Origin of the sequence: Citrobacter sp. Cpo040 (assembly GCF_030332915.1) — a bacterium.
Classification (GTDB): Bacteria; Pseudomonadota; Gammaproteobacteria; order Enterobacterales; family Enterobacteriaceae; genus Citrobacter; species Citrobacter portucalensis.
On record NZ_JAOWGX010000034.1, the window covers coordinates 427150 to 452969 of the forward strand.

The 25820-nt window shown below is 51.1% G+C and carries 23 protein-coding genes; 5 read left to right on the forward strand and 18 right to left on the reverse strand.

What is annotated here, in order from left to right; all coding sequences use genetic code 11:
• Nucleotides 1-43 precede the first annotated feature (43 nt).
• The 11 genes from dtpA to blr all read right to left on the reverse strand — a co-directional run bounded on the left by dtpA (nt 44) and on the right by blr (nt 9778).
• A complete protein-coding gene (gene dtpA, locus OGX86_RS06875) occupies nt 44-1549 on the reverse strand; it encodes a dipeptide/tripeptide permease DtpA (protein ID WP_020996425.1) in 1506 nt (501 codons plus the stop codon).
• A gap of 613 nt (nt 1550-2162) precedes the next feature.
• The gene (gene nth / locus OGX86_RS06880; protein ID WP_048226601.1) at nt 2163-2798 is read right to left on the reverse strand and encodes an endonuclease III; all 636 of its coding nucleotides are present in this window, start codon (nt 2796-2798) and stop codon (nt 2163-2165) included.
• Nucleotides 2798-3490, reverse strand: a complete 693-nt coding sequence (locus OGX86_RS06885) for an electron transport complex subunit E (protein WP_008784678.1) — start codon at nt 3488-3490, stop codon at nt 2798-2800. Before OGX86_RS06885 ends, nth begins: the two co-directional genes overlap by 1 nt.
• A 2-nt stretch (nt 3491-3492) precedes the next feature.
• Nucleotides 3493-4113 (reverse strand): electron transport complex subunit RsxG, encoded by a 621-nt coding sequence (gene rsxG, locus OGX86_RS06890; protein ID WP_008784679.1) that lies wholly within the window; start codon nt 4111-4113, stop codon nt 3493-3495.
• Nucleotides 4114-4122: 9 nt separating this feature from the next.
• Complete coding sequence (gene rsxD, locus OGX86_RS06895; protein ID WP_008784680.1) at nt 4123-5175, reverse strand: electron transport complex subunit RsxD; 1053 nt, start codon at nt 5173-5175, stop codon at nt 4123-4125.
• On the reverse strand, nt 5176-7386 hold the full coding sequence (gene rsxC / locus OGX86_RS06900) for an electron transport complex subunit RsxC (protein ID WP_136391842.1): 2211 nt from the start codon (nt 7384-7386) through the stop codon (nt 5176-5178).
• Nucleotides 7379-7957, reverse strand: a complete 579-nt coding sequence (gene rsxB / locus OGX86_RS06905; RefSeq protein WP_032943340.1) for an electron transport complex subunit RsxB — start codon at nt 7955-7957, stop codon at nt 7379-7381. Before rsxB ends, rsxC begins: the two co-directional genes overlap by 8 nt.
• Nucleotides 7957-8538, reverse strand: coding sequence for an electron transport complex subunit RsxA (gene rsxA, locus OGX86_RS06910; RefSeq protein ID WP_003029144.1), 582 nt, complete (start codon nt 8536-8538; stop codon nt 7957-7959). Before rsxA ends, rsxB begins: the two co-directional genes overlap by 1 nt.
• 75 nt (nt 8539-8613) lie before the next feature.
• Nucleotides 8614-9054, reverse strand: a complete 441-nt coding sequence (locus OGX86_RS06915; protein WP_020996422.1) for a DUF2569 domain-containing protein — start codon at nt 9052-9054, stop codon at nt 8614-8616.
• 91 nt (nt 9055-9145) lie between these two features.
• On the reverse strand, nt 9146-9361 hold the full coding sequence (gene ydgT / locus OGX86_RS06920) for a transcription modulator YdgT (protein ID WP_008784684.1): 216 nt from the start codon (nt 9359-9361) through the stop codon (nt 9146-9148).
• 291 nt (nt 9362-9652) lie between these two features.
• Entirely contained in the window at nt 9653-9778 is a 126-nt protein-coding gene (gene blr / locus OGX86_RS06925) for a division septum protein Blr (RefSeq protein WP_003029134.1), read from the reverse strand.
• A gap of 241 nt (nt 9779-10019) precedes the next feature.
• On the opposite strand from blr, the gene OGX86_RS06930 reads away from it, so the two are divergent.
• Complete coding sequence (locus OGX86_RS06930) at nt 10020-11060, forward strand: oxidoreductase (protein WP_048226595.1); 1041 nt, start codon at nt 10020-10022, stop codon at nt 11058-11060.
• 104 nt (nt 11061-11164) lie between these two features.
• Here OGX86_RS06930 and add read toward each other — a convergent pair whose 3' ends face one another.
• Nucleotides 11165-12166: an adenosine deaminase gene (add, locus tag OGX86_RS06935; RefSeq protein ID WP_048214260.1), complete on the reverse strand. Its 1002-nt coding sequence runs from the start codon at nt 12164-12166 to the stop codon at nt 11165-11167.
• Nucleotides 12167-12610: 444 nt separating this feature from the next.
• On the opposite strand from add, the gene OGX86_RS06940 reads away from it, so the two are divergent.
• A complete protein-coding gene (locus OGX86_RS06940; RefSeq protein ID WP_048214259.1) occupies nt 12611-13027 on the forward strand; it encodes a hypothetical protein in 417 nt (138 codons plus the stop codon).
• Between the two features lie 44 nt (nt 13028-13071).
• Here the strand turns inward: OGX86_RS06940 and OGX86_RS06945 are convergent, their stop codons facing one another.
• The 3 genes from OGX86_RS06945 to malX all read right to left on the reverse strand — a co-directional run bounded on the left by OGX86_RS06945 (nt 13072) and on the right by malX (nt 17393).
• Nucleotides 13072-14244 (reverse strand): GGDEF domain-containing protein, encoded by a 1173-nt coding sequence (locus tag OGX86_RS06945; RefSeq protein ID WP_286639640.1) that lies wholly within the window; start codon nt 14242-14244, stop codon nt 13072-13074.
• Nucleotides 14245-14617: 373 nt separating this feature from the next.
• On the reverse strand, nt 14618-15790 hold the full coding sequence (locus OGX86_RS06950) for a MalY/PatB family protein (RefSeq protein ID WP_136391843.1): 1173 nt from the start codon (nt 15788-15790) through the stop codon (nt 14618-14620).
• Between the two features lie 10 nt (nt 15791-15800).
• Entirely contained in the window at nt 15801-17393 is a 1593-nt protein-coding gene (gene malX, locus OGX86_RS06955) for a maltose/glucose-specific PTS transporter subunit IIBC (protein ID WP_048226592.1), read from the reverse strand.
• Nucleotides 17394-17562: 169 nt separating this feature from the next.
• Here malX and OGX86_RS06960 point away from each other — a divergent pair, with 169 nt between their 5' ends.
• Complete coding sequence (locus OGX86_RS06960; protein ID WP_048226587.1) at nt 17563-18591, forward strand: Mal regulon transcriptional regulator MalI; 1029 nt, start codon at nt 17563-17565, stop codon at nt 18589-18591.
• Between the two features lie 47 nt (nt 18592-18638).
• Here the strand turns inward: OGX86_RS06960 and OGX86_RS06965 are convergent, their stop codons facing one another.
• Both OGX86_RS06965 and manA read right to left on the reverse strand, forming a co-directional pair.
• Nucleotides 18639-20147 (reverse strand): YdgA family protein, encoded by a 1509-nt coding sequence (locus OGX86_RS06965; protein ID WP_048227032.1) that lies wholly within the window; start codon nt 20145-20147, stop codon nt 18639-18641.
• A 106-nt stretch (nt 20148-20253) separates the two neighbouring features.
• Nucleotides 20254-21429, reverse strand: coding sequence for a mannose-6-phosphate isomerase (gene manA, locus OGX86_RS06970; protein ID WP_136391844.1), 1176 nt, complete (start codon nt 21427-21429; stop codon nt 20254-20256).
• A 262-nt stretch (nt 21430-21691) separates the two neighbouring features.
• Between manA and fumB the strand changes: the two genes are divergently transcribed.
• The gene (gene fumB, locus OGX86_RS06975; RefSeq protein ID WP_136391845.1) at nt 21692-23338 is read left to right on the forward strand and encodes a class I fumarate hydratase; all 1647 of its coding nucleotides are present in this window, start codon (nt 21692-21694) and stop codon (nt 23336-23338) included.
• A gap of 141 nt (nt 23339-23479) precedes the next feature.
• The gene (fumC, locus tag OGX86_RS06980) at nt 23480-24883 is read left to right on the forward strand and encodes a class II fumarate hydratase (RefSeq protein ID WP_136391846.1); all 1404 of its coding nucleotides are present in this window, start codon (nt 23480-23482) and stop codon (nt 24881-24883) included.
• Here fumC and tus read toward each other — a convergent pair.
• Nucleotides 24880-25809, reverse strand: coding sequence for a DNA replication terminus site-binding protein (gene tus, locus OGX86_RS06985; RefSeq protein ID WP_267447737.1), 930 nt, complete (start codon nt 25807-25809; stop codon nt 24880-24882). The two genes, fumC and tus, sit on opposite strands and share 4 nt — an antisense overlap.
• Nucleotides 25810-25820: the final 11 nt, after the last annotated feature.

Below are 25820 nucleotides of genomic sequence, written 5' to 3' on the forward strand. Positions count from 1 at the left end.
CGCTAACAACAGTTAGCGGCCTGAAAATGAGTTTCCCTGAGAATTACGCTGTCGCGGCCTTAGAGGCTTTCTCATTGACGTCATCGTCCTGAGTCATACGGTTCAGTTTCGGAGCCGTCAGCAGCATCAGAACAGCGATAACAGCCGTCGCAACACCAATCTGCAGGAACACACGACCGTAGACTTCAAGGGACATCAGTGGGTCAGTCACGTTCTCTGGTACAGCCATCATGTTAGCGACGTAGCCACCGATGATGTTTGCACCGGCAGTGGTCAGGAACCAGCTACCCATGATGAAGCCCATCAGGCGCTGCGGAACCAACTGTGCCACCATTGCCAGACCCAGACCGGAGATCATCAGCTCACCGATACTTTGCAGGCCGTAGCAGATAATCAACCAGTTAACGGAAACGATGCCCGCATCGGTAGCGAATTTCGCGCCCAGCGGCAGGATCAGGAATGCACCGGAACACAGCACCATACCAATCGCAAACTTGGTCGGCATCGGCAGGGTATCGCCCATTTTGTTATAGATAGCGGCGAGGATTGGGCTACCAATGATGATCCAGAACGGGTTCAGTGCCTGGTACTGTTCAGGTTCGAAAGCAATGCCAAGAATAGAGTGCTCAACGTTACGAATCGCAAAGAAGTTCAGTGAGGTCGGCATTTGGCTGTACAGCACGAAGAAGATAATCGCTTCCAGCATCAGGATGAAGGCGACGATCATTTTACGACGCGCAGCACCGTGCATGGTGAAGGCTTCTTTACCGAAGATGAACACGATACCCAGCGCAATGACGCCCAGAACCATACGTGCGATCTGCTGGTTGTGCAGCAACCAGGTTGCAATCGCGATCAGTACCACAACGCCAGCAATGGTCAGCAGCAGGTTACGGAAGTTGATCGGTTCAAAGTCCGGTTTAGAACCGTACTGTTTAACCCAACGCTGGCAGAATGCGAAGTTAACAACGGTAATCAGCATACCCACGACGCTCAGTGCGAACGCGGTGCTCCAGCCGTAACGCGCAGCTAACCATGGCGTTGCCAGCATAGAGAAGAATGAACCGATGTTGACGGACATGTAGTACATGGTAAATGCACCATCAAGACGCGGGTCATCTTTGGCATAGCAGGTAGAGAGCAGGGAGGATGGGTTTGCTTTAAACAGGCCGTTACCGACCGCGATGGCCGCCATGCCCATATAAACGATACCCGCATCGTGGCCTGACCATGCTACCAGCGCATAACCGATGGCCAGCACAACGGCACCCAGCATAATGACACGTTTTGTTCCCAGAACTTTATCACCTAACCAGCCGCCAATGGCAACCAGACCGTACACCAGAGCGCTAAAGGACGAGAAAAGGGTGATGGAATCCGCTTCTGACATACCCAGCTGTTTAACCAGGTAGACGGCCATAATCCCTTGCAGGCCGTAATAACCAAAACGTTCCCACAGCTCAATAGAGAAAATGAGATAGAACGCTTTTGGTTGTTTGAAGGCGTTTAAACTTACGCTTTCTGTTGGTTTATTGTTTGCAGTAGACACTTTTACCTCTTTTTTTACATCCCATATCAACGGGGGTGTTCAGGTACGTGATGAGTCAAGTTCATCCGTCCGATTGTTATAGTGGGAGGGGAAACGGCAAGTAATGTTCACTATCTTGACCCTTCAGACAAGTGGTTTGTAATAATCTGTTACATATATCATGACTGGTGAAAACGTCGGGGCTGTGAAATGTTATCTAGCGTTAAATTTCTTCATTTCTAAAATGGCAGATTTTTACACTGTTTAATCACCGCCAGAACCGCAATGTGGCGATATGTTCTGCTATTTAAGGTTGAATCCAGTGATATAGGCCATTATCTGAAAAATAGGCAGTGTAATGTTTTGTTTAGAAACTGTGCAGTTGGGTCATCTAATTGTCACCTTAACTAAAAAATAAAAATTTATTAACATTGTGTTGGCTGGATGATCTGGATCACGTATAGATAGAAATTTCTTTTGCTAAAAAAACGATTAACCTGCTCAGGTGTTAATTAACAAGAATATTGCATTAGATATGAGCAATTGGATGGCATCATTGTCGGGAAAATAAACGCTGGGGAGTGCATAACTAATCGTTATGTATGTAAGGGGCGAGGAGGATGCCCCGGCAGCATTAGATATCGACTTTCTCTTTGAATTCGCAGAGATCTTCAATAATACAGGAACCACAGCGCGGCTTTCTGGCGATGCAGGTGTAGCGGCCATGAAGAATTAACCAGTGATGGCAATCGACTTTAAATTCACTGGGTACGACTTTCAGCAGCTTCTCTTCAACCTGCTCGACGTTTTTACCCGGGGCGAATTGCGTGCGATTACAGACGCGAAAAATGTGGGTATCTACGGCGATAGTGGGCCAGCCAAAGGCGGTATTTAACACTACATTAGCCGTCTTTCGCCCAACTCCAGGGAGAGCTTCTAACGCAGCACGGTCTTCAGGCACTTCACCATTATGTTGCTCCAGCAGAATGCGGCAGGTTTTAATTACGTTTTCCGCTTTGCTGTTAAACAAACCGATTGTCTTGATGTAGGACTTAACACCTTCAACACCGAGCTCCAGCATCGCAGCAGGCGTATTGGCGACGGGGTATAGCTTAGCCGTCGCTTTATTGACGCTGACATCGGTCGCTTGTGCGGAGAGCAAGACCGAAATCAACAGTTCAAACGGCGATGCAAAATTAAGCTCGGTTGTCGGATGCGGGTTGTTATCCCGCAGGCGCGTCAGTATTTCCAGACGTTTTGCTTTGTTCATTACGCATTCCCTGTTTCACCCGCGGGACTGTCCACGACAGCCGCCTCGGCACGACGTTTCTTCATTTTCTCATCAATCAGATACTTCACCGCCAGCATCAGACCCAGGCCAATAAACGCGCCCGGTGGCAGCATGGCCAGCAGAAACGGCGTATCAGTATGGAAGATCTCAACGCGCAAGACTTTGGCCCAGCTACCCAATAAACCGTCTGCACCATCAAACAGTGTACCGTTACCAATTATTTCACGCAGCGAGCCCAGAACAAACATGGCACCTGTTGCGCCCATGCCGATGGAGAAACCATCAAGTGCGGATAGCGCAGGGCCCTTTTTGGCGGCGAATGCCTCTGCACGACCAACAACAATACAGTTGGTCACAATCAGCGGGATGAAGATGCCCAGAGACTGATACAGGCCGAAGGCGTAGGCATTGATCAACATCTGTACCGCACTCACCACGGAGGCGATAATCATGACATAAATCGGAATACGAATTTCTGGCGGTGTCCAGCGGCGAAGGGCTGAAATTGTCAGGTTGGTCAGCGTCAGGACGAGCGTAGTCGCAAGTCCAAGCCCCAGCGCGTTCGTGGCGGTAGAGGTGACGGCCAACAGCGGACACATCCCGAGTAGTTGCACAAGCGCGGAGTTATTTTTCCATAACCCCTGGACAATCACGTCTTTAATTTCGCTCATGGTTATTCTCCACAGGCGCTAAGTTGAGGGAGTTGCGCAGGCAGCGTCTGCGCATACAGGCCGGCACGTTTAACCGCGTTAACCACCGCACGAGGTGTAATGGTTGCGCCAGTAAACTGGTCAAAGTCGCCGCCATCTTTTTTCACTGCCCAGTGAGAGGTGTTATCCGCAGAAATTGTTTTACCGCTAAAATGGGTGATCCAGTCGGACAGTCGCAGTTCGATTTTATCGCCCAGACCAGGCGTTTCATGGTGTTCGGTAACCCGCGTACCCAACACGGTACCCGTGAAATCGACACCCACCAGCAGTTGAATCGCCCCGGAATAACCATCTGGCGCCGTAGCTTCAAGAATCGCAGCAACAGGACGATCGTCCTGGCGGGCAATATATACACGGTGCGTACCTTTGCCTAACGCCGGCGCATTGACCAGATAACAACTTTCAGACAAGTTATTATTGTAGCGATTGCCAGGCAGAACCTGATCGAACAGCGTTTTTTGCTGTATCGCGGCCTGTTCATCAATGGTTGACTTGGTTAATTGATTGATTGCTGCGGTTAACCCCGTTGAGCCCGCAGCAAACAGCGCCAGTGTAATACCGTGTTTACGAATCGTTTTCAGCATATCTAGTCCTTAGCGATGTCCGTACACGCGAGGGCGGGTGTAATAATCAATCAGGGGAACCGTGATATTTGCCAGCAACACGGCAAAAGCCACGCCATCAGGATAACCACCAAAACTGCGTATCAACCACACTAACAGGCCCGCAAGCGCGCCAAAAATCAGACGACCACGGTTGGTTGTTGATGCTGTAACGGGATCGGTAAGAATAAAGAACGCACCTAACATCGTCGCGCCGGAAAGCAAGTGCAACTGAGGCGATGCCAGTGAGTCTGGCGAAAAAATCCAACCTAAAGTGGCGCAAACAGCGAGCGACAGCAGGAAGCTAACCGGGATATGCCAGCGAATCGCTTTTTGCCATAACAGCACGATACCACCAACCAGCCAGGCAAGGTTCACCCACTGCCAGCCAGCGCCTGCCAGCATGCCGCTGTAGATCGGGTATTGCATCACCTGCTCAACGGTACGTCCGGCATGCAGGGATGTCTTAAAGGTATCAAGAGGTGTTGCCTGACTGATACCATCAATACCCATACGCAGCGAATTCATATCCCCTCCGCTGGCGGTATGCCCGTTAAAGATAACGTTCAGGGCGTCAAAGAAACCAGGCACCGTGGCCGCAATTTCATGCGGCGGCAACCAACTGGTCATCTGTACCGGAAATGAGATGAGCAGCACGACATAGCCAATCATGGCAGGGTTAAACGGGTTCTGCCCGAGCCCGCCATACAGCTGTTTCGCAATGATAACCGCAAATACCGTGCCTAATACCACCATCCACCATGGCGCGAGGGGCGGAATACTGACGGCCAAAAGCAACCCAGTGAGTAACGCAGAGTTGTCTTTTAAAATTGCCACAATGGGTTGTTTACGCAGTTTAAGCACACCCGCTTCGGCAGCAATAGCGCTGATGGCAGCGAGAACGATCTGGAACAACGTGCCCCAGCCGAAGAACCACAGCTGAGCGGCAATCCCCGGCAATGCAGCAAGTAACACCAGCATCATGATACGCGACGTCTGGCGCTGGTTATGGGTATAAGGGGAGCTTGCTATTCTGAATACCATTTATTCCTCGTTTACAACCTGCTGCTGTGCGGCTTTCTTTGCCTGAGCGCGTGCGATGGCGGCCGCGACGGCGGCTTTACGTGGATCAACCGGCTCGGCTGTTTCGGCTACCGCCTGCTGCTCTAGCTTGCGGGCTTTGGCGCGGGCGATTGCCGCTTCGACGGCGGCTTTACGTGGATCAACCGGCTCGGCTGTTTCGGCTACCGCCTGCTGCTCTAGCTTGCGGGCTTTGGCGCGGGCGATTGCCGCTTCGACGGCAGCTTTACGCGGATCAATCGGTTCGACTGTTTCTGTTACCGCTTCTTGTTTAAGTTTGCGGGCTTTGGCGCGAGCGATTGCCGCTTCCACGGCAGCTTTACGCGGATCAACGGGCTCGGTTGTTTCTGTTACCGCCTGCTGCTCGAGCTTGCGAGCTTTGGCGCGGGCGATTGCCGCTTCCACGGCAGCCTTACGCGGATCAACCGGTTCGGCCGTTTCTGTTACCGCTTCTTGCTCAAGCTTGCGGGCTTTGGCGCGGGCAATTGCCGCTTCCACGGCAGCTTTACGCGGGTCTGTACCCGTGCTGCTGCCTTCACTTTGCGGCGGGTTTTCCTTACGGGAAGCACGAGCTTGCGCCTTACGCGCCTCGCGTGCGGCAATCACGGCGCTATTGTCAGGTTTTTTACCTGCCTGAATGACCACCGGTTGCAGCGCCTGAGCCTGCTTTTCTTTTACGCGAGCCAGCGCGGCGGCAATGGCATCATGATCTTTGGCCGCCGGCTGAGCAGCGGCGCTCTTATGGCGTTCAAGACGTGCTGCTTTTTCACGTTCAAGGCGCGCCTGTCGGGCTTCAAACCGAGCTTTTGCTTCTGCGGCGCGCTTTTCTTCCTGACTAATGGCGTAAATCTCGGCTTTTTCCTGACGGAAATACTGTACCAGTGGAATATTGCTTGGGCATACCCAGGCGCAGGCACCGCATTCAATACAGTCGGCGATATTGTGGGCCGTCGCTTTGTCGTGCTGTTGCCCTTTACTGAACCAGTAAAGCTGTTGTGGCAGGAGATCGGCCGGACAGGCATCGGCGCATGCGCTACAGCGAATGCAGCCTTTCTCTTCTGGCGTTTCACCCATTTCACTGGCAGAGGGGGCCAGAAGACAGTTGGTTATCTTCACCACCGGGACATCCAGCCACGGCAGCGTAAAGCCCATCAGCGGCCCGCCCATAATCACCATCTGGTCGGCGGAAGGGCAGAAGCCCGCATCGTTGAGCAGATGACGAACCGGCGTACCTAAACGCGCCCAGACGTTGCCCGGACGACTGACTGCTTCACCTGTTAGCGTCACGACACGTTCGGTGATCGGCTCTCCGTCGATTACTGCACGTTTAATTGCATAGGCGGTTCCGACGTTTTGCATCAATACGCCGATATCAGAGGAGCGTCCGCCGTGGGGAACCTGCTTGCCGGTCAGGATTTGTGTTAACTGCTTGGCCCCGCCGGACGGGTACTTGGTGGGGATCACGCGTAGGCTAATGTCGTGTGAATCAGCCAGCACCGCGCGCAGCATAGATATTGCCTGCGGTTTGTTATCTTCGATACCCAGGAGGATCTCGCGTGGCTGAAGAATGTGCGCCAGGATGCGGATACCTTCGACGACCTGAGCGGCACAGTCCTGCATCAGGCGGTCATCTGCCGTAATGTACGGCTCGCATTCGGCGGCGTTAATGATCAGCGTTTCAATTTTATCTCCGCCGCCCTGCAGTTTAACGCCGGTGGGAAAACCTGCGCCACCCAGCCCGGCGACGCCGTACTGATGAATACGCGCAATCAGCTCTTCCCGGCTGTGGGAGCGATAATCGGTCCAGCCGTCTCGCTCAATCCAGCGATCTTCGCCATCGGCGTCTATGATGACGCTCAACTCAGCCAGTGCCGAAGGATGCGCGGTGGAGTGCGGGGCAATGGCAACAACGGTGCCTGATGTTGGCGCATGGACTGGAAGCATTTTGCCTCGTCCGCGGGTTAAGGGCTGACCACGCAGCACGGTGTCACCCACGTTTACGCACAGTTCACCCTCCGCACCAATATGTTGTTTCAGCGGAATAACGAAACGCGGCGCCAGCGGAACCTGTCGCAACGGCGTTCCGTTTGACTGGGTTTTCATTTCTGGTGGATGAATGCCGCCATCAAAGTCCCAGATTTTATTTTTTCTGAATGCAGAGAATAACTTAAACATGTTGTTCCACGGGAATGATGCGCACAGGGATGGTGTTTAAATCCCATTTCCAGCTATCGGGTGTCTCGGCTACCGGGCGTAATTCAATACATTGCGTCGGGCACGGGTCAACGCACAGGTTGCACCCGGTGCAGAGATCGCTCATTACCGTGTGCATGGCGCGGGTCGCGCCCACGATGGCATCGACCGGGCAGGCCTGAATACACTTAGTACACCCAATACAGTTGTTTTCATCAATGACCGCCAGCATTCGCACCGGCGTAACGTCTTGTTCATCGCCATCAATAGGCTGCGGATCGACATTCAGCAGGGCGGCAATTTTTAACATCACCGCTTCGCCGCCGGGGGCGCAACGGTTAATTTTTTCACCCTGAGACCCGATCGCTTCAGCGTAAGGATGACAGCCCGGATAGCCGCACTGGCCACACTGGCTTTGCGGGAGAATTTCATCAATTTTCTCCACGACCGGATCATCTTCAACGGCAAAACGTCGTGAGGCGTACCCCAAAATAGCGCCGAACGCCAGACCCAGTAGACTCACTGCGGCAACGGCAATCCAGATAGCATTCATTACAACTTCACCAAACCACTAAAGCCCATAAAGGCCAATGACATTAAACCAGCGGTAATCAGCGCAATCGCATTGCCGCGAAACGGCGCTGGGACGTCCGCCACGGCGAGGCGTTCGCGGATCGCGGCGAACAGTACCATCACCAGCGAGAAGCCGACGGCGGCGGAAAAACCGTATAGCGCCGACTGTAAAAAGTTATGGCCGAGGTTGATGTTCAGTAGCGCCACACCTAACACTGCGCAGTTAGTGGTGATCAGCGGTAGGAAGATCCCCAGCAGGCGGTACAGCGCAGGGCTGGTTTTGCGCACAACCATTTCGGTAAACTGCACGACGACGGCGATAACCAGAATAAAAGCCAGCGTGCGCAGATAGATGAGATTGAGCGGAATTAGGATCCAGGTATCAATCAGCCAAGCGCAGATGGATGCCAGTGTCATGACAAACGTCGTGGCAAGGCCCATGCCCATTGCGGTTTCCAGTTTTTTGGAAACGCCCATAAACGGGCAAAGGCCCAGAAACTTCACCAGTACAAAGTTATTGACCAGTACAGTTCCGACAAACAGCAGCAGGTAATCAGTCATTTTTCGGCCTGAAATAAAAAGCCGCCTATTATCTGACAATCTTCAACAGGCGACAACAGGTTAACTGTAGGGTTATTACGGGTTCACAAACGTCGATTTAACGCGCTGCGATCGTTTAAAGTAGGGCACCAACAGTGCTGCAGCCAGTAATGGGAACAGCAGTTGGCGCACGGCAAAAGCGTCTGGGACGGGTGAAAACGCAAACGCTTTAATCGCCAGCAACACGGAGATCAGCAGCCACAGAATGTAATGCTTAGGCACACAGGCTCTGCGTTTGAAAAACGCAATCGTCAGCCACAGTGTGTAATACCACATGGCGATCGCGGTAATAAAGGAGACGCCCCATAACAGCAAATTGGCCGTACTTTGCTCACCCAGCGTTTTGAAGGTTTGTGGTGTAGCCAGCGCAGTGACATAAAGTAATAACGCCAGCGAAGCGCTCAACAACGCGACTAACAGCCAGGCCAGTGGCCCAAGTAGCCAGCCTCCGATACGTTGTGCCGGTGTTGTAGTCATCTCTTCTCCAGGTTTACGCGCGCAATCAATCATGCCATTCATTTTGGGGCAATTATTATAAAGCTTTTAACGTTGAGCGCTACTTTCTTCTTTATTGCACGTAATGCCAGACTGATTTAGGTACCTGACCAACATCAAACAGACGACCTCCGGAGATAAGCTCCGCACGGCGATGGTCTGCGGCCCGGTACATATTGATAATGTCGTTATCGTCGGTGAGCGTGTAGTTAAGATGGTCGAACAGTTTTTCCAGACTTTCGAGCGAACTGATTTTGCGGAATTTTAATAAGTAATCCTGAACGGTCATAAATGCAGATCCATATTAATAAAATAATACCAACGGAGTAGAAAATATAAAAATAAACAACGAGCACAGGTAAAAGCGCATTTACGTGCAAATGTAAGAAGAGTGTTCATACCTGTGAAAAATCAGGCGCTATGCGCGTCTTGAGCAAGGGTAACGCGCTTAGCGATCGCTGGCAATATGCAGCGGAGCGGGACGCGGCGTAATTCGCTTTTTTTGACAGAAAGCGATCTTTTACCGGCAGACCCTGCAACTACCAATGTTAATTGCCGGGCAATAAAAGGCTGCTGATGCTTATTTCTTCTGCACTGCCGCAACGGGCTCTGGTGGCTGGTAATTGTCAATATGATTGGCAACACCCAGCAGGATCACGGAGACGGCGAGAACAATCCAACCTGTTAATTCAATAAGACGATTCATTACTGATGACATTTGCTTTGATTTATCCATAAACACAGGCTGCAAATGTTACTAATCTCTCATTAATACAGCAAGATGATTGGGAACGTTTTCTACCTCTTTTTCGCTGCAAGTTAAGCATAAGTGGCATATGTTTGACTTAAGTTAAAAAACAACCTTTGTAGCGCAAAGGTTATTAAACTATTGAGACGTTGCAAGGTATGGTGTGAAATAGGTCAGTCCTGAATTGAGAGGCAATAACATGAGTGACAACATCCGCGTTGGGCTAATTGGCTACGGTTATGCCAGCAAAACCTTCCATGCCCCACTGATTGTGGGCACGCCGGGTCTGGAACTGGCTGCAGTGTCCAGTAGTGATGAAGCAAAAGTGAAAGCAGACTGGCCTACGGTGGCGGTTGTTGCTGAGCCTAAGCATCTTTTTAACGATCCAAATATCGACCTGATTGTGATCCCCACGCCAAACGACACGCACTTTCCGTTAGCGAAAGCAGCGTTGGAAGCGGGCAAACATGTGGTTGTTGATAAGCCCTTTACCGTGACACTGTCACAAGCACGTGAGTTGGATGCGCTGGCACGTAGCCTGGGGCGTGTGTTGTCTGTATTCCATAACCGTCGCTGGGACAGTGATTTTCTGACGCTGAAAGCTCTGCTGGCGGATGGTGTTTTGGGTGAGGTAGCGTATTTCGAATCCCATTTCGATCGTTTCCGCCCACAGGTTCGTGACCGTTGGCGTGAACAGGGCGGTCCGGGAAGCGGTATCTGGTACGATTTAGCACCGCATCTTTTGGATCAGGCGATTAATCTGTTTGGTTTGCCCGTCAGCCTGACGGTAGACCTGGCCCAGTTGCGTCCGGGCGCGCAGGCGACGGATTACTTCCATGCCATCCTGACGTATCCGCAGCGTCGTGTGATCCTGCATGGCACCATGCTTGCTGCTGCAGAATCGGCCCGTTATATTGTGCACGGATCGCGTGGCAGCTATGTGAAGTATGGCCTTGACCCACAGGAAGAGCGTCTGAAAAATGGCGAGCGCCTGCCTCAGGAAGACTGGGGATATGATATGCGCGATGGCATATTGACCCGATTAGAAGGCGAAGAGCAGGTTGAAGAAACCTGGCTAACCGTACCGGGCAACTATCCGGCGTATTATGCTGGCATTCGTGATGCGCTAAACGGCAACGGTGAAAACCCGGTACCGGCGAGACAGGCTATCCAAATTATGGAGCTGATTGAGCTGGGTATAGAATCTGCGAAACATCGTTCGACGCTGTGCCTTGCCTGATTAGGTAAATGGCGCAAGGCGATACCTTCCTGGCATCGTATCCGGCCTACAATGAAAACCAACGTAGGCCGGATAAGCGTTAGCGCCATCCGGCACTTTACCTGTTACGCTGCGGAGACTTTCTCGCGCAAGGCTCGTTTTTCTTCGTTACTCAGGAATGCCATTTCCAGACCGTTGATTTGGGCCTGACGTATCTGTTCGCGCGTTAACCCTGCCGCGGGTGCGGCAATGGTGTACTCGTGAATAATATCCACACCCTGAACAGCCGGGTCGTCCGTATTCAAACTGGCGATAACGCCATGCTCAAGGAACGTTTTCAGCGGATGGTTCGCTAGTGAGGCAACGGTGCTGGTCTGAATGTTTGATGTCAGGCAGGATTCGATACCGATACGGTGCTCGGCGAGGTAATCCATCAACGCACGATCTTCAACGGCTTTAACGCCGTGGCCAATACGTTCAGCGCCTAGCTCTTTAATGGCCTGCCAGATGCTTTCTGGTCCCGCGGCTTCGCCCGCATGCACGGTAATACGCCAGCCGGCGTCGCGTGCCTGGTTGAAGTGAGACAGGAACAGGCTGCCCGGGAACCCCAGTTCGTCACCGGCCAGATCCAGTGCCGTAATATGGTCTCGGTGGGCTAACAGCGCATCCAGTTCCTGCAGACAGGCGGCTTCGCCGAAAGTACGACTCATAATGCCAATTAAGCGAGCTTCGACGCCAAAGGTCTTGCAACCCTCGCGTACGCCTGCGATGACGGCTTCAACCACACCTGCAACCGGGAGCTGATGCGCCATCGCCATGTAGCCAGGGGAAAAACGCAGTTCAACATAGTGCAGACCGTTACGTGCTGCATCCTCAATATTCTCAAACGCCACGCGACGACACGCATCCAGCGAGGCCAGTACCTTTACGCCCCAGTCGAGCTTGGATAAAAAGCTCACTAAATCTGGCTCAGTTGATGTGACTTGCACATGAGGGATCAGCGTTTCCAACGTTTGTGCCGGAAGCGTTAAGTTGAACTGACGACCCAGATCAAGGATCGTTTGTGCACGGATGTTACCATCAAGGTGGCGATGGACGTCGGTCAGGGGGAGGGAAGTATCAATCATGGTCGCACTCGTGTATTTAGGTAAAGTGCAGGCCATTATACAACAGAAAAATGTTCCTCTAAAAACTTTAAAAAAAGCAGTGCAGAGTTCGGGGTTATGGGGAAGCAAGTATCGCCAAATTGTTGACCATGCTGTTAGCGCACCAACAGAGTAGTGTTCCGACTCCCTGATCCTTGAGACCGTATCACGATGCTTATGCCTTGCGGTGGTAAGACGGGCGTAAAATAATCAATAACGCATTTCCTGCAGCATGTGTGTAATAAGAGGATTTCATTTTTTAAGATTTTTTACCTCGTTTTTATTTAATTACTACCTGTCAGTGTTATTTTATTCAGATATTTATTGAGTAACATTGCTAATAGCGAAAAATGGACACTTTCCAGTTTATGAATGTGCTGCGAAGTATGTTATAAAAACACAATAACTACTGAGGGTATTAATAAAGTGAAAAGTGTAAAGCTAATTGTCAGTACAATGTTCTGTGGAAGTTTGCTGCTGGCAACTGCGCCTGCGCATGCGGCGTATAAAGCGGATGAAACGCATGTAATCCAGTTTAAGAAAGGTACAAGTGGTGCAGATATCAAGGGGACAATTACGGGTGATAAAACAAAAGATTATACGTTTGTCGCCAAAAAAGGGCAGACCATGCAAGCAGTTCTGAAAAGCGCCTGGCCTCATCCTTTCATGAGTATTATTGCACCGGGCGAACAATTCATTTTTGATGGCATGATGAGTGGTGATACTTATAAAAATACGCTGCCTGCCAGCGGTAAATATACCATCAGAATATATCAAAAAGGCGCGGCGAAGGATGAGGGGAAAACCAACGCATTCCAGCTGCACATGAAAATTACCAACTGATCATGAGGAAAAGATCGCCCAGGTGGTGATCTCTTCCTTTGCTATTAAACTTCTTCGCCAGAATAAGCCACAACGCAATTACGGCCTCGGTTTTTTGCCATATACAGGGCGCGGTCTGCGCAATCAGCTAGTTGTTCGGGGGCTGAACGGTTGTCAACCGAGGTTACGATACCCAGGCTGATGGTGATGATGCGTGGAAAATCACCTTTAGTCGTGGCCTGAGTTTGTTGTTCTACGTGTTTTCTGATTCGCTCTGCGATGTTAAATGCTGCATCAGCGTTAGTTTCAGGTAGCAAAATAGCAAACTCTTCTCCGCCAATACGCGCCACGATGTCGTTACGCCGACTCAGTCGCTGCATAATTTCTGACAGTTTAATTATCACTCTGTCACCCTGCAAATGTCCCCAGGTGTCATTGACCGACTTAAAGAAATCAATGTCGCAAAAGACAATGCTCAGGGGGTTATGGGTCGCTGTCATTTTAATCTCATTGCTGAGTGCGTTATAAAAATAGCCACGGTTGAAAAGTCGGGTCATCGGGTCGCGGACTGAGTTTTCATAGGATAATTCATAGGCCTGACGTGAGGCTTTGTAGCGCTTGAAAATATCAGACATGAGCACGATCATCACGGCCATTGCGCTAAGGCACTCCAGGCCTCTGGCTAGATACCATCCAGCGGAGTCTATATGCGTGTACTTCAGTATAATGATGACACTTAACAGATTGCTCAGGGCAACCAGTGACATACTTACCCAAAACTGTGTTTTTAGCCGGGTTAATTTTGCCCCTAACAACATAATGCTGGTCCACAATATGATCAGGATATAAATAAAACTCCCACGCCAGGGGCGCAACCATTCGAATGTATCTGTATCAACTAACTGAAAGGCGATTGGCGTAACGCGAATGGAATAGAGGGTAGCCATTACCAGGTGCACTACGCTCCACACGTAAGTTGCATAAATTATTGTTTTGCTGCATTTTCCTTTTTTATGCTTGAATCTGTACAGATAATATGTAGCAAAAAACAACCCCGTAATTAACATATTTCTCATAAAATATAAAACAGCAATGTCGTTGTAGATAACACCGGGGAGGCCGTTTTTATAAAAATAAATATAGAGGGCAAGAAATAAAAAAAGACCCGAGCAATAGAATGCGCAGGCCAGGGGTAAAAGATATTTTTTGCGCCGATAACTCATGTAATTCATCGTCATAAAGCACCCAGTCTGAATGTGCAATACACCAGCAAAGGTTGCAATAACCGGGTAAAAAGAGAGGCTATAACGCTGATTACTAAAAGGGATATACCAAAGAAAATGGATGTCGTTAGGGACAGGAGTAAAAAAAAAGTTAAATTCTTTCTGTGAATGTTTATTTGTGTTGTATTCATGATTTTTATGTATATAAAACAGCGCTATATTTCGGCTATCTTCTCAGCTTTGTATTTTGTCTTTTTGATTTTTATTGCTGTTGATTTTGACTGGCAGGAAAAGTCAGGGAGGAATTGGTATTAAAAAAACGATAAAAAACAGATTTGTTTTTTTATATAAGGAGTTGCGCAATGAGTTCTTCATTGCGCAAGACTATTTAACGTATTGTGCGGATGGCGTTAATCAACCCCTTAACGCCTTTTTCAAGTTTGGAACGTGGACATCCGGCATTGAGGCGCACAAAACCGCGTCCTTCTTCTCCGTATGTGTATCCGGGCATGATGGCGACTTTCTGCTGATGGATGAGTGCTTCCTGCAGTGCGTGGTCATCAAGGTTGAATGGACGCAAGTCAATCCATGCCAGATAGGTGGATTGCGGAACCTGCCAGTTCAGTTCGGGGAATGCGTCATTCAGCTCGTGCGCGATGTAATGCAGGTTACTGGCAAGATAATCACGCAGCGCATCAAGCCAGCTAGCGCCCTGTTGGTAGGCTGCGATATGTGCGCTAAGCGCGAGCACTGCAGGTGAGGAAAGACCATCCCGACCCTTTAACGCACTGAGGTAATCGTTGCGACTCTTCTCATCCTCAATAATCCCGTAAGCCCCGGTTAATGCCGGAATATTGAAGCTCTTTGAACCGGAGGTGAACAGCGCCCAACTGTCGCGCGCGACGTTACTCCACGGGATGTGCGGCTGGTCTGCCCATACCATATCCATATGGATCTCATCAGAAATGACTTTTACACCGTGGCGCTGACACAGTTCCGCCATGGTTTCCAGTTCATCGCGCGTCCATACCTTACCGGTTGGGTTGTGCGGGCTGCAAAGCAGGAGAATTTTGCTTTCAGGCCGGGACAGCGCTTTTTCTAGTGCAACCATGTCGCAAAACCAACCGTCAGCGCGTTTTTCAAGTCCGACAGCGCATACCTGACGCTGATTACCTTCAATCGCTTTGTAAAACGCGTCGTAAGCCGGCGTATGAATAACCACCGCATCACCCGCAGAAGACCACTGGCGGATCAGCTCCGATACCATATAGATGACCGAGGGGCCATAAACCAGCGACTGAGGATCGATTTGGGTATTATGACGCGATAGAAACCAGTGGCTAATCGCCGCCAGAAATTCATCATTTTTCCAGCGACTGTAACCCAAAACGCCATGTGACAGGCGCTGAGCCAGCGCCTCCAGAATGCAGGGGGCGGTGGCAAAATCCATATCGGAGATGGTGAACGGCAGCAGGTCGGCTGAACCAAAACGGTCGGCAACGTAATCCCACTGGGTACACCAGGTACCATGCCTGTCCACAACTTTTGAAAAACCAAACATATTGTTGTCCTTAAGCCTGTACGGTGTTCATCAGAACTGCGATCTCGTCTTTCACTGACTGGACCTGCGGACCAATAACAACCTGAAGATTATGCTGATTGAGTTGCACTACGCCAATGGCGCGATTGTCCTTCAGTGCCTGTACGTTCACAAGCGACATATCCTTCACTGACAAGCGCAGACGGGTAATGCAGTTATCAAGGCTGACAATGTTTTCCGCACCGCCCAGCGCCGCCAGAATGGCAGGGACGTTGTAACCGGATTTACCCGGTGCTCCCGCCATGACTTTTTCGATATTGCTGGCAATTTCGACGTCCCGACCCGGGGTCTTGAGATTGAAGCGTGTGATGGCGAAACGGAAGATCACGTAGTACACCGCGAACCAGATTGCAGCCACGACAGGGACCAGATACCACTTGGTAGAGAGCCCGTGCAGAATGCCGAATACCACAAAGTCAATCAGGTTACCGTCCGTGTTACCGATGGTGACGCCTAACACAGCCATCACGGTGAAACCAAGACCGGTCAGCAGGGCGTGGATTACATACAAAACAGGGGCAACGAACAGGAATAAGAACTCGAGTGGTTCGGTTGTACCGCCGATCACGCAGGCAATGAGACCAGAAATTAACAGCCCTTTAATTTTATGACGATTTTCAGGGCGAGCACAGTGGTACATAGCGAGCGCTGCCCCCGGCAAACCCCCGAGGAACGCCGGCATTTTACCCTGCGACAGGAAGCGGGTTGCGCTTTCAGAGAAACCTTGTGTTGTCGGGCAGCTCAGTTGAGCCTGGAAAATAGTCAGTGCGCCGCTCACGCTGTGACCGCAGACTTCCTGCGTGCCGCCAGCTTCGGTGAAGCGAATGAGCGCCACCAGAATATGATGCAGACCAAACGGCAGCAGCAGACGTTCACCGGTACCAAACAGCATTGGACCAAATTCGCCCGCGCTGTTGATGATGTGGCCGAGCCCGTTAATGCCCATGGCGAAAACCGGCCAAACCAGGGGAATGACCAGGCCGACCAGTCCCATCACCACCGAAGAGATAATTGGTACAAAGCGGGTACCGCCGAAGAACGCCAGTGCATCCGGCAGGCGAATGTTGTGGAAACGTTCATGCAGCATCCAGACGATGATCCCGGCAATAACAGCGCCGAGGATCCCGGTGTCGATCGACTGGATCCCCAGGATATTCTGCACGTTGTTGGCCTTCAGGATCGCGGCATCGGTGGTAGGCAAGATACCTTTCGCGGTTAACCAGAAGTTGACGGCAAGGTTCATCACCGCATAACCAACAAAACCGGCAAATGCCGCTACGCCTTTGTTCTCGCGGGCCAGGCCGAGAGGTATGGCAATACAGAACATCACCGGTAAGAAGCTAAACGCAAATGAGCCTACTTTGCTCATCCAGGTAAAAATAGCCTGCAGTACCGGATTACCCAATGCCGGAATCAGCGTTAAGACATCATGACTACTTAACGAGCTGCCGATCCCTAACATGATCCCGCAGAATGAGAGCAGAGCCACGGGCAGCATAAAGGTTTTGCCCAACTGCTGGAAAAATTCCCATAACGTAATTTTTGGTGTGGTTCTCGTCGTCATCAAACGACTCCTCGTAAAAGCTAGCTGACTAATGATGGCGAGAAGATAAAACGTTTTACCTAATTTTAGTGCGGTATAAATCACATTATCGAACGATAATAGGGCGTATAAATATAAGTGATTGATAAAACGTTTTATCCGTCACGTTATCAGGGAGTTTTCCGTTTTTATGGCTATAGCCAAAAAAATAACCATCCATGATGTTGCGCTGGCCGCGGGCGTTTCGGTTAGTACCGTCTCATTGGTGCTCAGTGGAAAAGGCCGTATTTCATCCGCGACCGGCGAACGGGTGAATGCCGCTATTGAGCAACTGGGGTTTGTGCGTAATCGCCAGGCATCAGCGCTGCGTGGCGGCCAGAGCGGGGTAATTGGTTTGATCGTGCGCGACCTTTCCACCCCGTTTTACGCCGAGTTGACAGCGGGTCTGACGGAAGCATTAGAAGCGCAGGGGCGCATGGTTTTTTTATTACATGGTGGCAGAGATGGCGAACAGCTGGCGCAGCGTTTCGCTATGCTGCTTAATCAAGGGGTTGATGGTGTGGTGATCGCCGGGGCTGCCGGCAGTAGCGACGACCTTCAACAACTGGCCGCCGATAAGGGGATTCCGGTAGTGTTTGCGTCTCGGGCCAGCTACCTGGATGACGTTGACACCGTCAGGCCTGACAACATGCAGGCAGCGCAATTGCTGGTTGAACATCTGATACGCCATGGGCATCAGCGCATCGCGTGGTTGGGGGGGCAGAGTTCTTCATTGACCCGTGCAGAGCGTGTCGGCGGCTATTGTACGACATTGCTAAAGTATGGTTTACCGTTTCATAGCGACTGGGTGCTGGAGTGCTCATCCAGCCAAAAGCAGGCCGCAGAGGAGGTGACTGCGCTGTTACGTCGTAACCCAACGATCAGCGCAGTGGTGTGCTACAACGAAACCATAGCAGTTGGCGCCTGGTTTGGCCTGATGAGAGCAGGGCGTCAGAGTGGTGAAATTGGCGTAGATCGCTACTTCGAACAGCAGATCTCGTTAGCCGGGTTTGCCGATGTAGCGGAAAATGCACTGGACGATATCCCCATTATTTGGGCCTGCACGCCCGCGCGTGAAATGGGTTATACCCTTGCTGAGCGCATGCTACAGCGCATTGGGCACGATGATGGTCATTCACGTAACTTAACGCTTTCCGCCCGGCTGGTGGTGGCAAAATAAAAAAGGCCCGATAAACACACGGTTATCGGGCCTGTTGTCACGCGTATTTACTGTTGCGGAATAGCCGGGACATCCGGCTCGCCGAGAGAAGGCATACCGAACATACCAACAAACTCATCCAGCGACATTTTTTGTCCGTTTAACGTAACCTGGCCGTTTGCATATTGCAGGCTGGAGCCGATGACGTTGTCCTGCATCGTTGTAATACGGAACATCTGACCCATTGCCGCCAGGCCATTCACCTGTTGCTTCGCCAGATCGGCCGCTTGCTCCTGCTGATAGCCTTCAATTTTGGCAATCTGCGTCATGAACTCAGTCGCCATATCAACCGGAATCGTCAGCTTAGCATCCAGTGATTTGACCGAACGATCCACTTCCTGAGCCAGCGTTTGTGGTTCCTCAGTATTTGCTGTCGGATCTTTTAGCAGCAGTGACAGATTAAATGCGGTTTCACCTTTTGCATTTTTCCAGCTCAGCGGGGCAATGGTGATAGCCGGCTCGCCTTTCATCAGAATCGGCAGCGCATTGAAGAAGGCTTCAGTGACTTTTTGCTGATAAAGCTCAGGATTTTGTACCACATCAATCTGCGCCATCAGTGCCTTGGTTTGGGCACTATATTGCTGACTGAACTGGTGTAGTGCTTCACCGTCAATCTGGCCAACTTTCAGCGTCAGTTTACCGCTACCCATATCCTGACCCTGCAATTTCAGACTGTTCAGCGTGTAATCCAACTGGCTGTTGACAGTTTTACCGTCGTTGATCAGATCGGATTTACCATCAATACCCATGCCTTCCAGAACCGCCAACTCTTTACCTTCGACGGAAATCGACAGTTTATCGAGTGACAATTTCTGGTCGCCGATGCGCTCACCAAAGCTGGCAATACTGCTGGAACCCTCAGTTTTCAGGTTATTGAAAGTCATTTGTACTTTCTGGTCATACTCGTTGACCGCATTGACCACACCGCTTTGCGCATTGCCTGTCAGCGAGACAGCATTACCTTCTTTGTCTGCTGTAAACTGGAATTCCCCGCCGCTGAAGGCTACTTTTTCGTCGCCTTTCTCATAGTTCAGTGGTTTGAGGGAGAGATCGGAACGGGTATCGCCGCTGTAGCTGATACGGGAGTTAATGACAAATGGCGACTCACCTTTGGCAATATCAAACAGCGGTTTGGTAACGTCGTTATTGACCAGTGTCGTTTTCACGGAGGCCATAGCCGGGACCAGATTCAGTGATTTCAGTTGCGCCAGCGGGAATGGACCGTGATCGACGGTTTCATTCAGGACGATACTTTGCCCCGGTTTTAGCCAGGAATCTGCCTGCCCGGCGATTGGTTTCACCACCAATTGCAGTTGGCTATTGAACACCCCGCGCTGGTAGTTTTGATAATTCAGTTCAATGCCCGCCTCAGGGGAGAAACGTTTTAACTGATCGTTTGCCTGTGTCACCATCTCGGCGAGATGCGTTTCAAGTTTCTTACCTGTGTACCAGGCGCCGCCCGTCCAGACGATACCCAGCGCAACCACCACACCCGCAGCTACCAGCGATTTTTTCATTTCGATATCCATAAAATAAAACCAGGCGTTTGAAGACGCCTGGAGGAGTGACATGTCTTTAACTCACTACAGCTTAGCAAGAGTTGTTAAAAATATCAGTATCTTGCTATAGCTTGTTATAAACCCGGGCTAAACGACCTGCGCCACTGATGTTAACCGGCGATTCATTCGCGCCAATAAAGGCCGATTCACCCGGTCGCAGAACCAGACGTTGCTCGCCTTTGCTCAGCACGGCTTCACCCTCGATGCAGAACAAAATGGCCGCACTTTGCTGGCTGATATCTGCGCCACTGGTAGTAAGCTCATGCAGGGAGAACGCAAAATCGTCAACCGGGATCGGGAAGTCCAGTTCGCCATCAGATTCAACCGGCGTGGTCAGTAACTGGTTTGCTGGCTTGGCGACAAACTTCACGTTGGCGACCAGTTCCGGGATATCAATATATTTTGGCGTCAGTCCGGCGCGCAGCACGTTGTCCGAGTTAGCCATCACCTCAAGCGCCACACCTTGCAGGTAAGCGTGCGGGGTTTCGGCAAATAAGAACATAGCCTCGCCTGGATTGAGTTTCACCACATTGAGCAGCAGCGGGGAGAAAAGCCCACTGTCGTTCGGGTAGACGTCAGCGATCAGACGGATGGTTTGCCAGGGTTCACCCTGCTGGCTGTTCAGCGCCGATTTCAGGATCGCTAACGCATGGGATTTCTCCTCATCCTGCATATTCAACAAGCTGGCGAAAAGATAGCTCAGACGTTCCGCACTCGGTTCTTCCAGGAAATGTGCAATAGCCGGATGTGCGGCGGAAACGGGTTGTAACAATGAAACAATGTCAGAGAACTCGCGGAATGCGTTCATCGCCAGGAAAGGCGTCAAAGCAAATACCAGTTCTGGTTTGTGGTTAGGATCTTTGTAGTTGCGCTCGGCGGCATCCATCGGGATCCCCGCGGCGTTTTCTTTGGCAAATCCAATTTCAGAATTGTGTTTGTTAGGATGAACCTGAATCGAAAGCGGTTGAGCAGCGCAGAGTACTTTAAACAGGAAGGGCAGTTCACCAAAACGTTGCGCTACGGCTTCGCCTAGCAGTGCGGATTTATCGTGCTCGATAACGTCGCGCAGAGCAACCGTCTGACCGTCAGCGCCCAGAACCTGCGAACTGCTTTTCGGATGCGCGCCCATCCACAACTCAGCCATCGGTTGCTGAGTGGGGTTGGCAATGCCATAGAGTTCCGTTAACGCCGTTTTACTTCCCCAGGCGTAGTTCTGCACTGAGTTGATGAGTTTTTGCATTATCAAGCCCTGTTTCAATGTTGAATTTTCTACGGCTATTAAACCAAGAAACCCTGAGGGAAGTAACCTGCACATGTAAAAAGTCGTACTTGTCTCAGTTTTTGTTAAAAAAATGTGTAGGATATGGTGACTCGCTTTTAATACCCTGAGTAATTCCGGTTGCAGAAAGCTCTTCCTTCTACAACCGGATCTGCGGCAGGGAAGCAGGGCAATGGAACATCTGCCCAGAGAATAACCAGACCGAGCAGTAAGTGAGAGCACAATGTCAAACAAACCCTTTCATTATCAGCATCCTTTCCCCCTCAAAAAGGATGATACCGAATACTATCTGCTGACCAGCGACTATGTCTCTGTTGCCGAATTTGAAGGGCAAGAGATTGTTAAAGTTGCACCGCAAGCCTTAACCCTGCTGGCTCGTCAGGCCTTTCATGATGCGTCGTTTATGCTTCGTCCCGCACATCAACAGCAGGTAGCTGATATTCTGCGCGACCCGGAGGCCAGCGAAAACGACAAATATGTGGCCCTGCAATTCCTGCGTAACTCTGACATCGCGGCAAAAGGCATTTTGCCGACCTGTCAGGACACCGGAACTGCGATTATCGTGGGTAAAAAAGGTCAGCGTGTCTGGACCGGTGGGGGGGATGAGGAGGCGCTGGCACGAGGCGTCTATAACACCTACATCGAGGACAACCTGCGCTATTCACAAAACGCAGCGCTGAATATGTATAAAGAGGTGAACACCGGTACCAACCTGCCAGCACAAATCGATTTGTATACCGTCGACGGCGATGAATACAAATTCCTGTGTATTGCCAAAGGTGGTGGTTCGGCGAACAAAACCTATCTGTACCAGGAAACCAAAGCGCTGCTAACGCCGGGCAAATTAAAAAATTACCTGGTTGAGAAAATGCGTACGTTGGGCACTGCGGCTTGTCCGCCGTATCATATCGCGTTCGTAATCGGTGGAACATCGGCAGAAGCCACGCTGAAAACGGTCAAACTGGCTTCTGCAAAATACTACGACGAACTGCCGACAGAAGGTAACGAACATGGTCAGGCATTCCGCGATGTAGAGCTGGAAAAAGAGCTGCTGATTGAGGCGCAGAATTTGGGGCTTGGCGCGCAGTTTGGTGGGAAATACTTCGCGCATGATATCCGCGTGATCCGCCTGCCGCGTCACGGCGCGTCGTGTCCGGTTGGTATGGGTGTTTCTTGCTCAGCCGATCGAAATATTAAAGCCAAGATCAACCGTGAAGGTATCTGGATCGAAAAACTGGAACATAATCCTGGCAAATTTATACCGGAAGAGCTGCGCCAGGCGGGAGAGGGCGAAGCGGTACGCGTTGACCTCAATCGTCCGATGAAAGAGATTCTGGCTCAGCTTTCCCAGTATCCGGTTTCCACGCGTCTGTCGCTCAACGGTACAATTATCGTTGGCCGTGATATTGCGCATGCGAAACTGAAAGAACGTCTGGATAACGGTGAAAGTTTGCCGCAGTATGTTAAAGATCACCCGATCTATTACGCAGGTCCGGCAAAAACGCCGGAAGGTTATGCCTCTGGTTCGCTGGGTCCAACCACTGCCGGACGTATGGACTCGTATGTTGACCAGCTTCAGGCCGCTGGTGGGAGCATGATTATGCTGGCGAAAGGCAATCGCAGCCAGCAGGTGACCGATGCTTGCCATAAACATGGCGGCTTCTATTTGGGCAGTATTGGCGGCCCCGCCGCGGTGCTGGCTCAGGGCAGTATCAAGAGCCTGGAGTGCGTGGAATACCCGGAACTCGGGATGGAAGCCATCTGGAAAATTGAAGTAGAAGATTTCCCGGCATTTATCCTGGTAGATGACAAAGGCAACGATTTCTTCAAGCAAATTCAGACGTCGCAGTGCGCACGCTGCGTTAAGTAACGTCAGCCGCCCTTCGGGGCGGTTTTTTTTACCGCACGAACCACCAAACGACAGTTTTATCCTCGTTAATACTCATAAGACCAATGCAAATGGGCAATGTCGAAACATAACCTAATCAACTGTTAATGTAAGGAGCAGGTAATGGTAACGGTACGCCGCGAGAATGATTCAATGGGGGCGATTGATGTTCCTGCCGATAAGCTTTGGGGCGCGCAAACCCAACGTTCGCTGGAGCATTTTCGTATCTCTACGGAGAAAATGCCGGTCTCGCTGATCCATGCGCTGGCGCTGACGAAACGCGCCGCGGCAAAGGTTAACCAGGATCTGGGGCTGCTGGCGGAGGATAAAGCCAGGGCTATTATGCAGGCTGCAGATGAGGTGTTGGCAGATAAACACCGCGATGAGTTTCCACTGGCCATCTGGCAAACCGGCTCAGGCACGCAAAGCAATATGAACATGAACGAGGTGCTGGCAAACCGGGCCAGCGAATTGCTGGGCGGCGTGCGGGGGATGGAGCGAAAAGTACACCCCAACGATGATGTCAATAAAAGCCAAAGCTCGAACGATGTCTTCCCGACCGCAATGCACGTTGCCGCATTGCTGGCGCTGCGTAAATCTTTGATCCCAAAATTAAATGTGTTGACTAAAACGCTCAGTGATAAGTCCCACGCTTTCGCCGATATCGTTAAAATTGGTCGTACACATCTGCAAGATGCAACTCCACTTACGCTTGGCCAGGAGATTTCCGGCTGGGTAGCAATGCTTGATCATAACCTCAGACACATTGAAAACAGTTTACCGCATGTGGCAGAACTGGCGTTGGGGGGAACCGCGGTAGGTACCGGACTGAACACTCATCCCGAATACGCCCGCCGGGTCGCGGATGAACTGCGGGTCATTACCTGCGCGCCGTTCGTTACCGCTCCGAATAAATTTGAAGCGCTGGCCACCTGCGATGCCCTGGTTCATGCCCACGGAGCGCTAAAAGGGCTGGCAGCGTCGCTGATGAAAATCGCCAACGATGTACGCTGGCTGGCATCTGGCCCGCGCTGTGGGATTGGCGAAATTTCAATTCCGGAAAATGAACCGGGCAGCTCGATCATGCCGGGTAAAGTCAATCCTACCCAGTGTGAAGCGCTGACTATGCTTTGCTGCCAGGTGATGGGTAACGATGTCGCCATTAATATGGGCGGGGCGTCAGGTAACTTTGAGCTCAACGTCTATCGACCGATGGTCATCCACAACTTCCTGCAGTCGGTACGCCTGCTGGCGGACGGTATGGAAAGCTTCAATGAACATTGCGCGACGGGAATCGAGCCCAACCGTGAACGAATAGATCAACTGCTCAATGAGTCGCTGATGCTGGTGACCGCGCTCAACACCCATATCGGTTACGATAAAGCGGCTGAAATTGCCAAAAAAGCGCATAAAGAAGGGCTGACGCTAAAAGCCTCCGCTCTGGCGCTGGGATATCTAACCGAAGCGGAGTTCGACAGCTGGGTACGTCCGGAGCTGATGGTTGGCAGCATGCGGCCAGGCAGTTAATCCGCAACGTACAGGTGCAGCCGGGGAATAATCAATCTCAACGGCTGCGCCTGAGGTTTAAAGCGATGCTGAACGTTATCGGCATCGTAATTCAGTAACTCGCCGATATCCGGTACGGTCATACCGTTGTCGTTATTAAGCAGTGCAATTAGTGGCGTCGGGCAGGCATATTGCACCTGTTTTTGCTCTCCTTTGTACCAGACTCGGGCAATAGGCTGCACTTTTACCGGCCTTTTAATTTTCAGGCGGGCCTGCTGCGGTAAGGCGGCGATATCCTGATATTCGCGTTCAAGCTTCGCCTGCCATTCTTCACGTGTCCAGGGATGTACGCTGCGCGGTGAGGTCAGGCTTTTTTCCAGTTGCTGCAGTACTTCATCGCGTTTCAGGTTTTTAATAATGTGCTTGTTAGCCCAGCCGAATCGCAGGGTGGCAGGATCTCTGACAACGGTGAGCGTGCGATAGGCGTTCAGTGTAATCAGCCCCGGCAGGTGGCGATGCACCCATTCGAAACGTGCTGCCGGCGCCAGCCCTGATTCTACTGTAACAATGCGCTCGAAGGTGGTTTTCAACTGGTTTATACGCTGGACTTGTTCTTCCAGAGCACATTTCCCCGCATTATCAACCTGGTAGCACAATACACCCGGTAGGCGGACGGCCGCTTTGCTGCTGCGGTTTTCGGACTGCTGCTGAATAAACAGGTGACGGTAATGACGCAGTGCCAGCGCTTCAGCCTCTTTACCTAAATGCTGCTTAACATCAATGTTTTGCAGAGGGGCATGCTCTGCCTCTTTGACCACTTCCGGTAACGAGAATACGCGGGCAATAAGCAGCGTCTGCTGCAACAGGTTTTCGTTCAGAAGCGCCAGTTCTTGTTCCATCTGGCGAAAGGTGCCGTTCAGGCGGTCAACGAGATCGTAACGGGCCATAGATTTACCAT

Excerpts from the sequence above, each read along its gene's own strand:
- nth (WP_048226601.1), bottom strand. The coding sequence starts at position 2,798 with ATGAACAAAGCAAAACGTCTGGAAATACTGACGCGCCTGCGGGATAAC.
- OGX86_RS06885 (WP_008784678.1), bottom strand. The coding sequence starts at position 3,490 with ATGAGCGAAATTAAAGACGTGATTGTCCAGGGGTTATGGAAAAATAAC.
- rsxG (WP_008784679.1), bottom strand. The coding sequence starts at position 4,113 with ATGCTGAAAACGATTCGTAAACACGGTATTACACTGGCGCTGTTTGCT.
- rsxD (WP_008784680.1), bottom strand. The coding sequence starts at position 5,175 with ATGGTATTCAGAATAGCAAGCTCCCCTTATACCCATAACCAGCGCCAG.
- rsxC (WP_136391842.1), bottom strand. The coding sequence starts at position 7,386 with ATGTTTAAGTTATTCTCTGCATTCAGAAAAAATAAAATCTGGGACTTT.
- rsxB (WP_032943340.1), bottom strand. The coding sequence starts at position 7,957 with ATGAATGCTATCTGGATTGCCGTTGCCGCAGTGAGTCTACTGGGTCTG.
- rsxA (WP_003029144.1), bottom strand. The coding sequence starts at position 8,538 with ATGACTGATTACCTGCTGCTGTTTGTCGGAACTGTACTGGTCAATAAC.
- OGX86_RS06915 (WP_020996422.1), bottom strand. The coding sequence starts at position 9,054 with ATGACTACAACACCGGCACAACGTATCGGAGGCTGGCTACTTGGGCCA.
- ydgT (WP_008784684.1), bottom strand. The coding sequence starts at position 9,361 with ATGACCGTTCAGGATTACTTATTAAAATTCCGCAAAATCAGTTCGCTC.
- blr (WP_003029134.1), bottom strand. The coding sequence starts at position 9,778 with ATGAATCGTCTTATTGAATTAACAGGTTGGATTGTTCTCGCCGTCTCC.
- OGX86_RS06930 (WP_048226595.1), top strand. The coding sequence starts at position 10,020 with ATGAGTGACAACATCCGCGTTGGGCTAATTGGCTACGGTTATGCCAGC.
- add (WP_048214260.1), bottom strand. The coding sequence starts at position 12,166 with ATGATTGATACTTCCCTCCCCCTGACCGACGTCCATCGCCACCTTGAT.
- OGX86_RS06945 (WP_286639640.1), bottom strand. The coding sequence starts at position 14,244 with ATGACGATGAATTACATGAGTTATCGGCGCAAAAAATATCTTTTACCC.
- OGX86_RS06950 (WP_136391843.1), bottom strand. The coding sequence starts at position 15,790 with ATGTTTGGTTTTTCAAAAGTTGTGGACAGGCATGGTACCTGGTGTACC.
- malX (WP_048226592.1), bottom strand. The coding sequence starts at position 17,393 with ATGACGACGAGAACCACACCAAAAATTACGTTATGGGAATTTTTCCAG.
- OGX86_RS06960 (WP_048226587.1), top strand. The coding sequence starts at position 17,563 with ATGGCTATAGCCAAAAAAATAACCATCCATGATGTTGCGCTGGCCGCG.
- OGX86_RS06965 (WP_048227032.1), bottom strand. The coding sequence starts at position 20,147 with ATGAAAAAATCGCTGGTAGCTGCGGGTGTGGTGGTTGCGCTGGGTATC.
- manA (WP_136391844.1), bottom strand. The coding sequence starts at position 21,429 with ATGCAAAAACTCATCAACTCAGTGCAGAACTACGCCTGGGGAAGTAAA.
- fumB (WP_136391845.1), top strand. The coding sequence starts at position 21,692 with ATGTCAAACAAACCCTTTCATTATCAGCATCCTTTCCCCCTCAAAAAG.
- fumC (WP_136391846.1), top strand. The coding sequence starts at position 23,480 with ATGGTAACGGTACGCCGCGAGAATGATTCAATGGGGGCGATTGATGTT.
- tus (WP_267447737.1), bottom strand. The coding sequence starts at position 25,809 with ATGGCCCGTTACGATCTCGTTGACCGCCTGAACGGCACCTTTCGCCAG.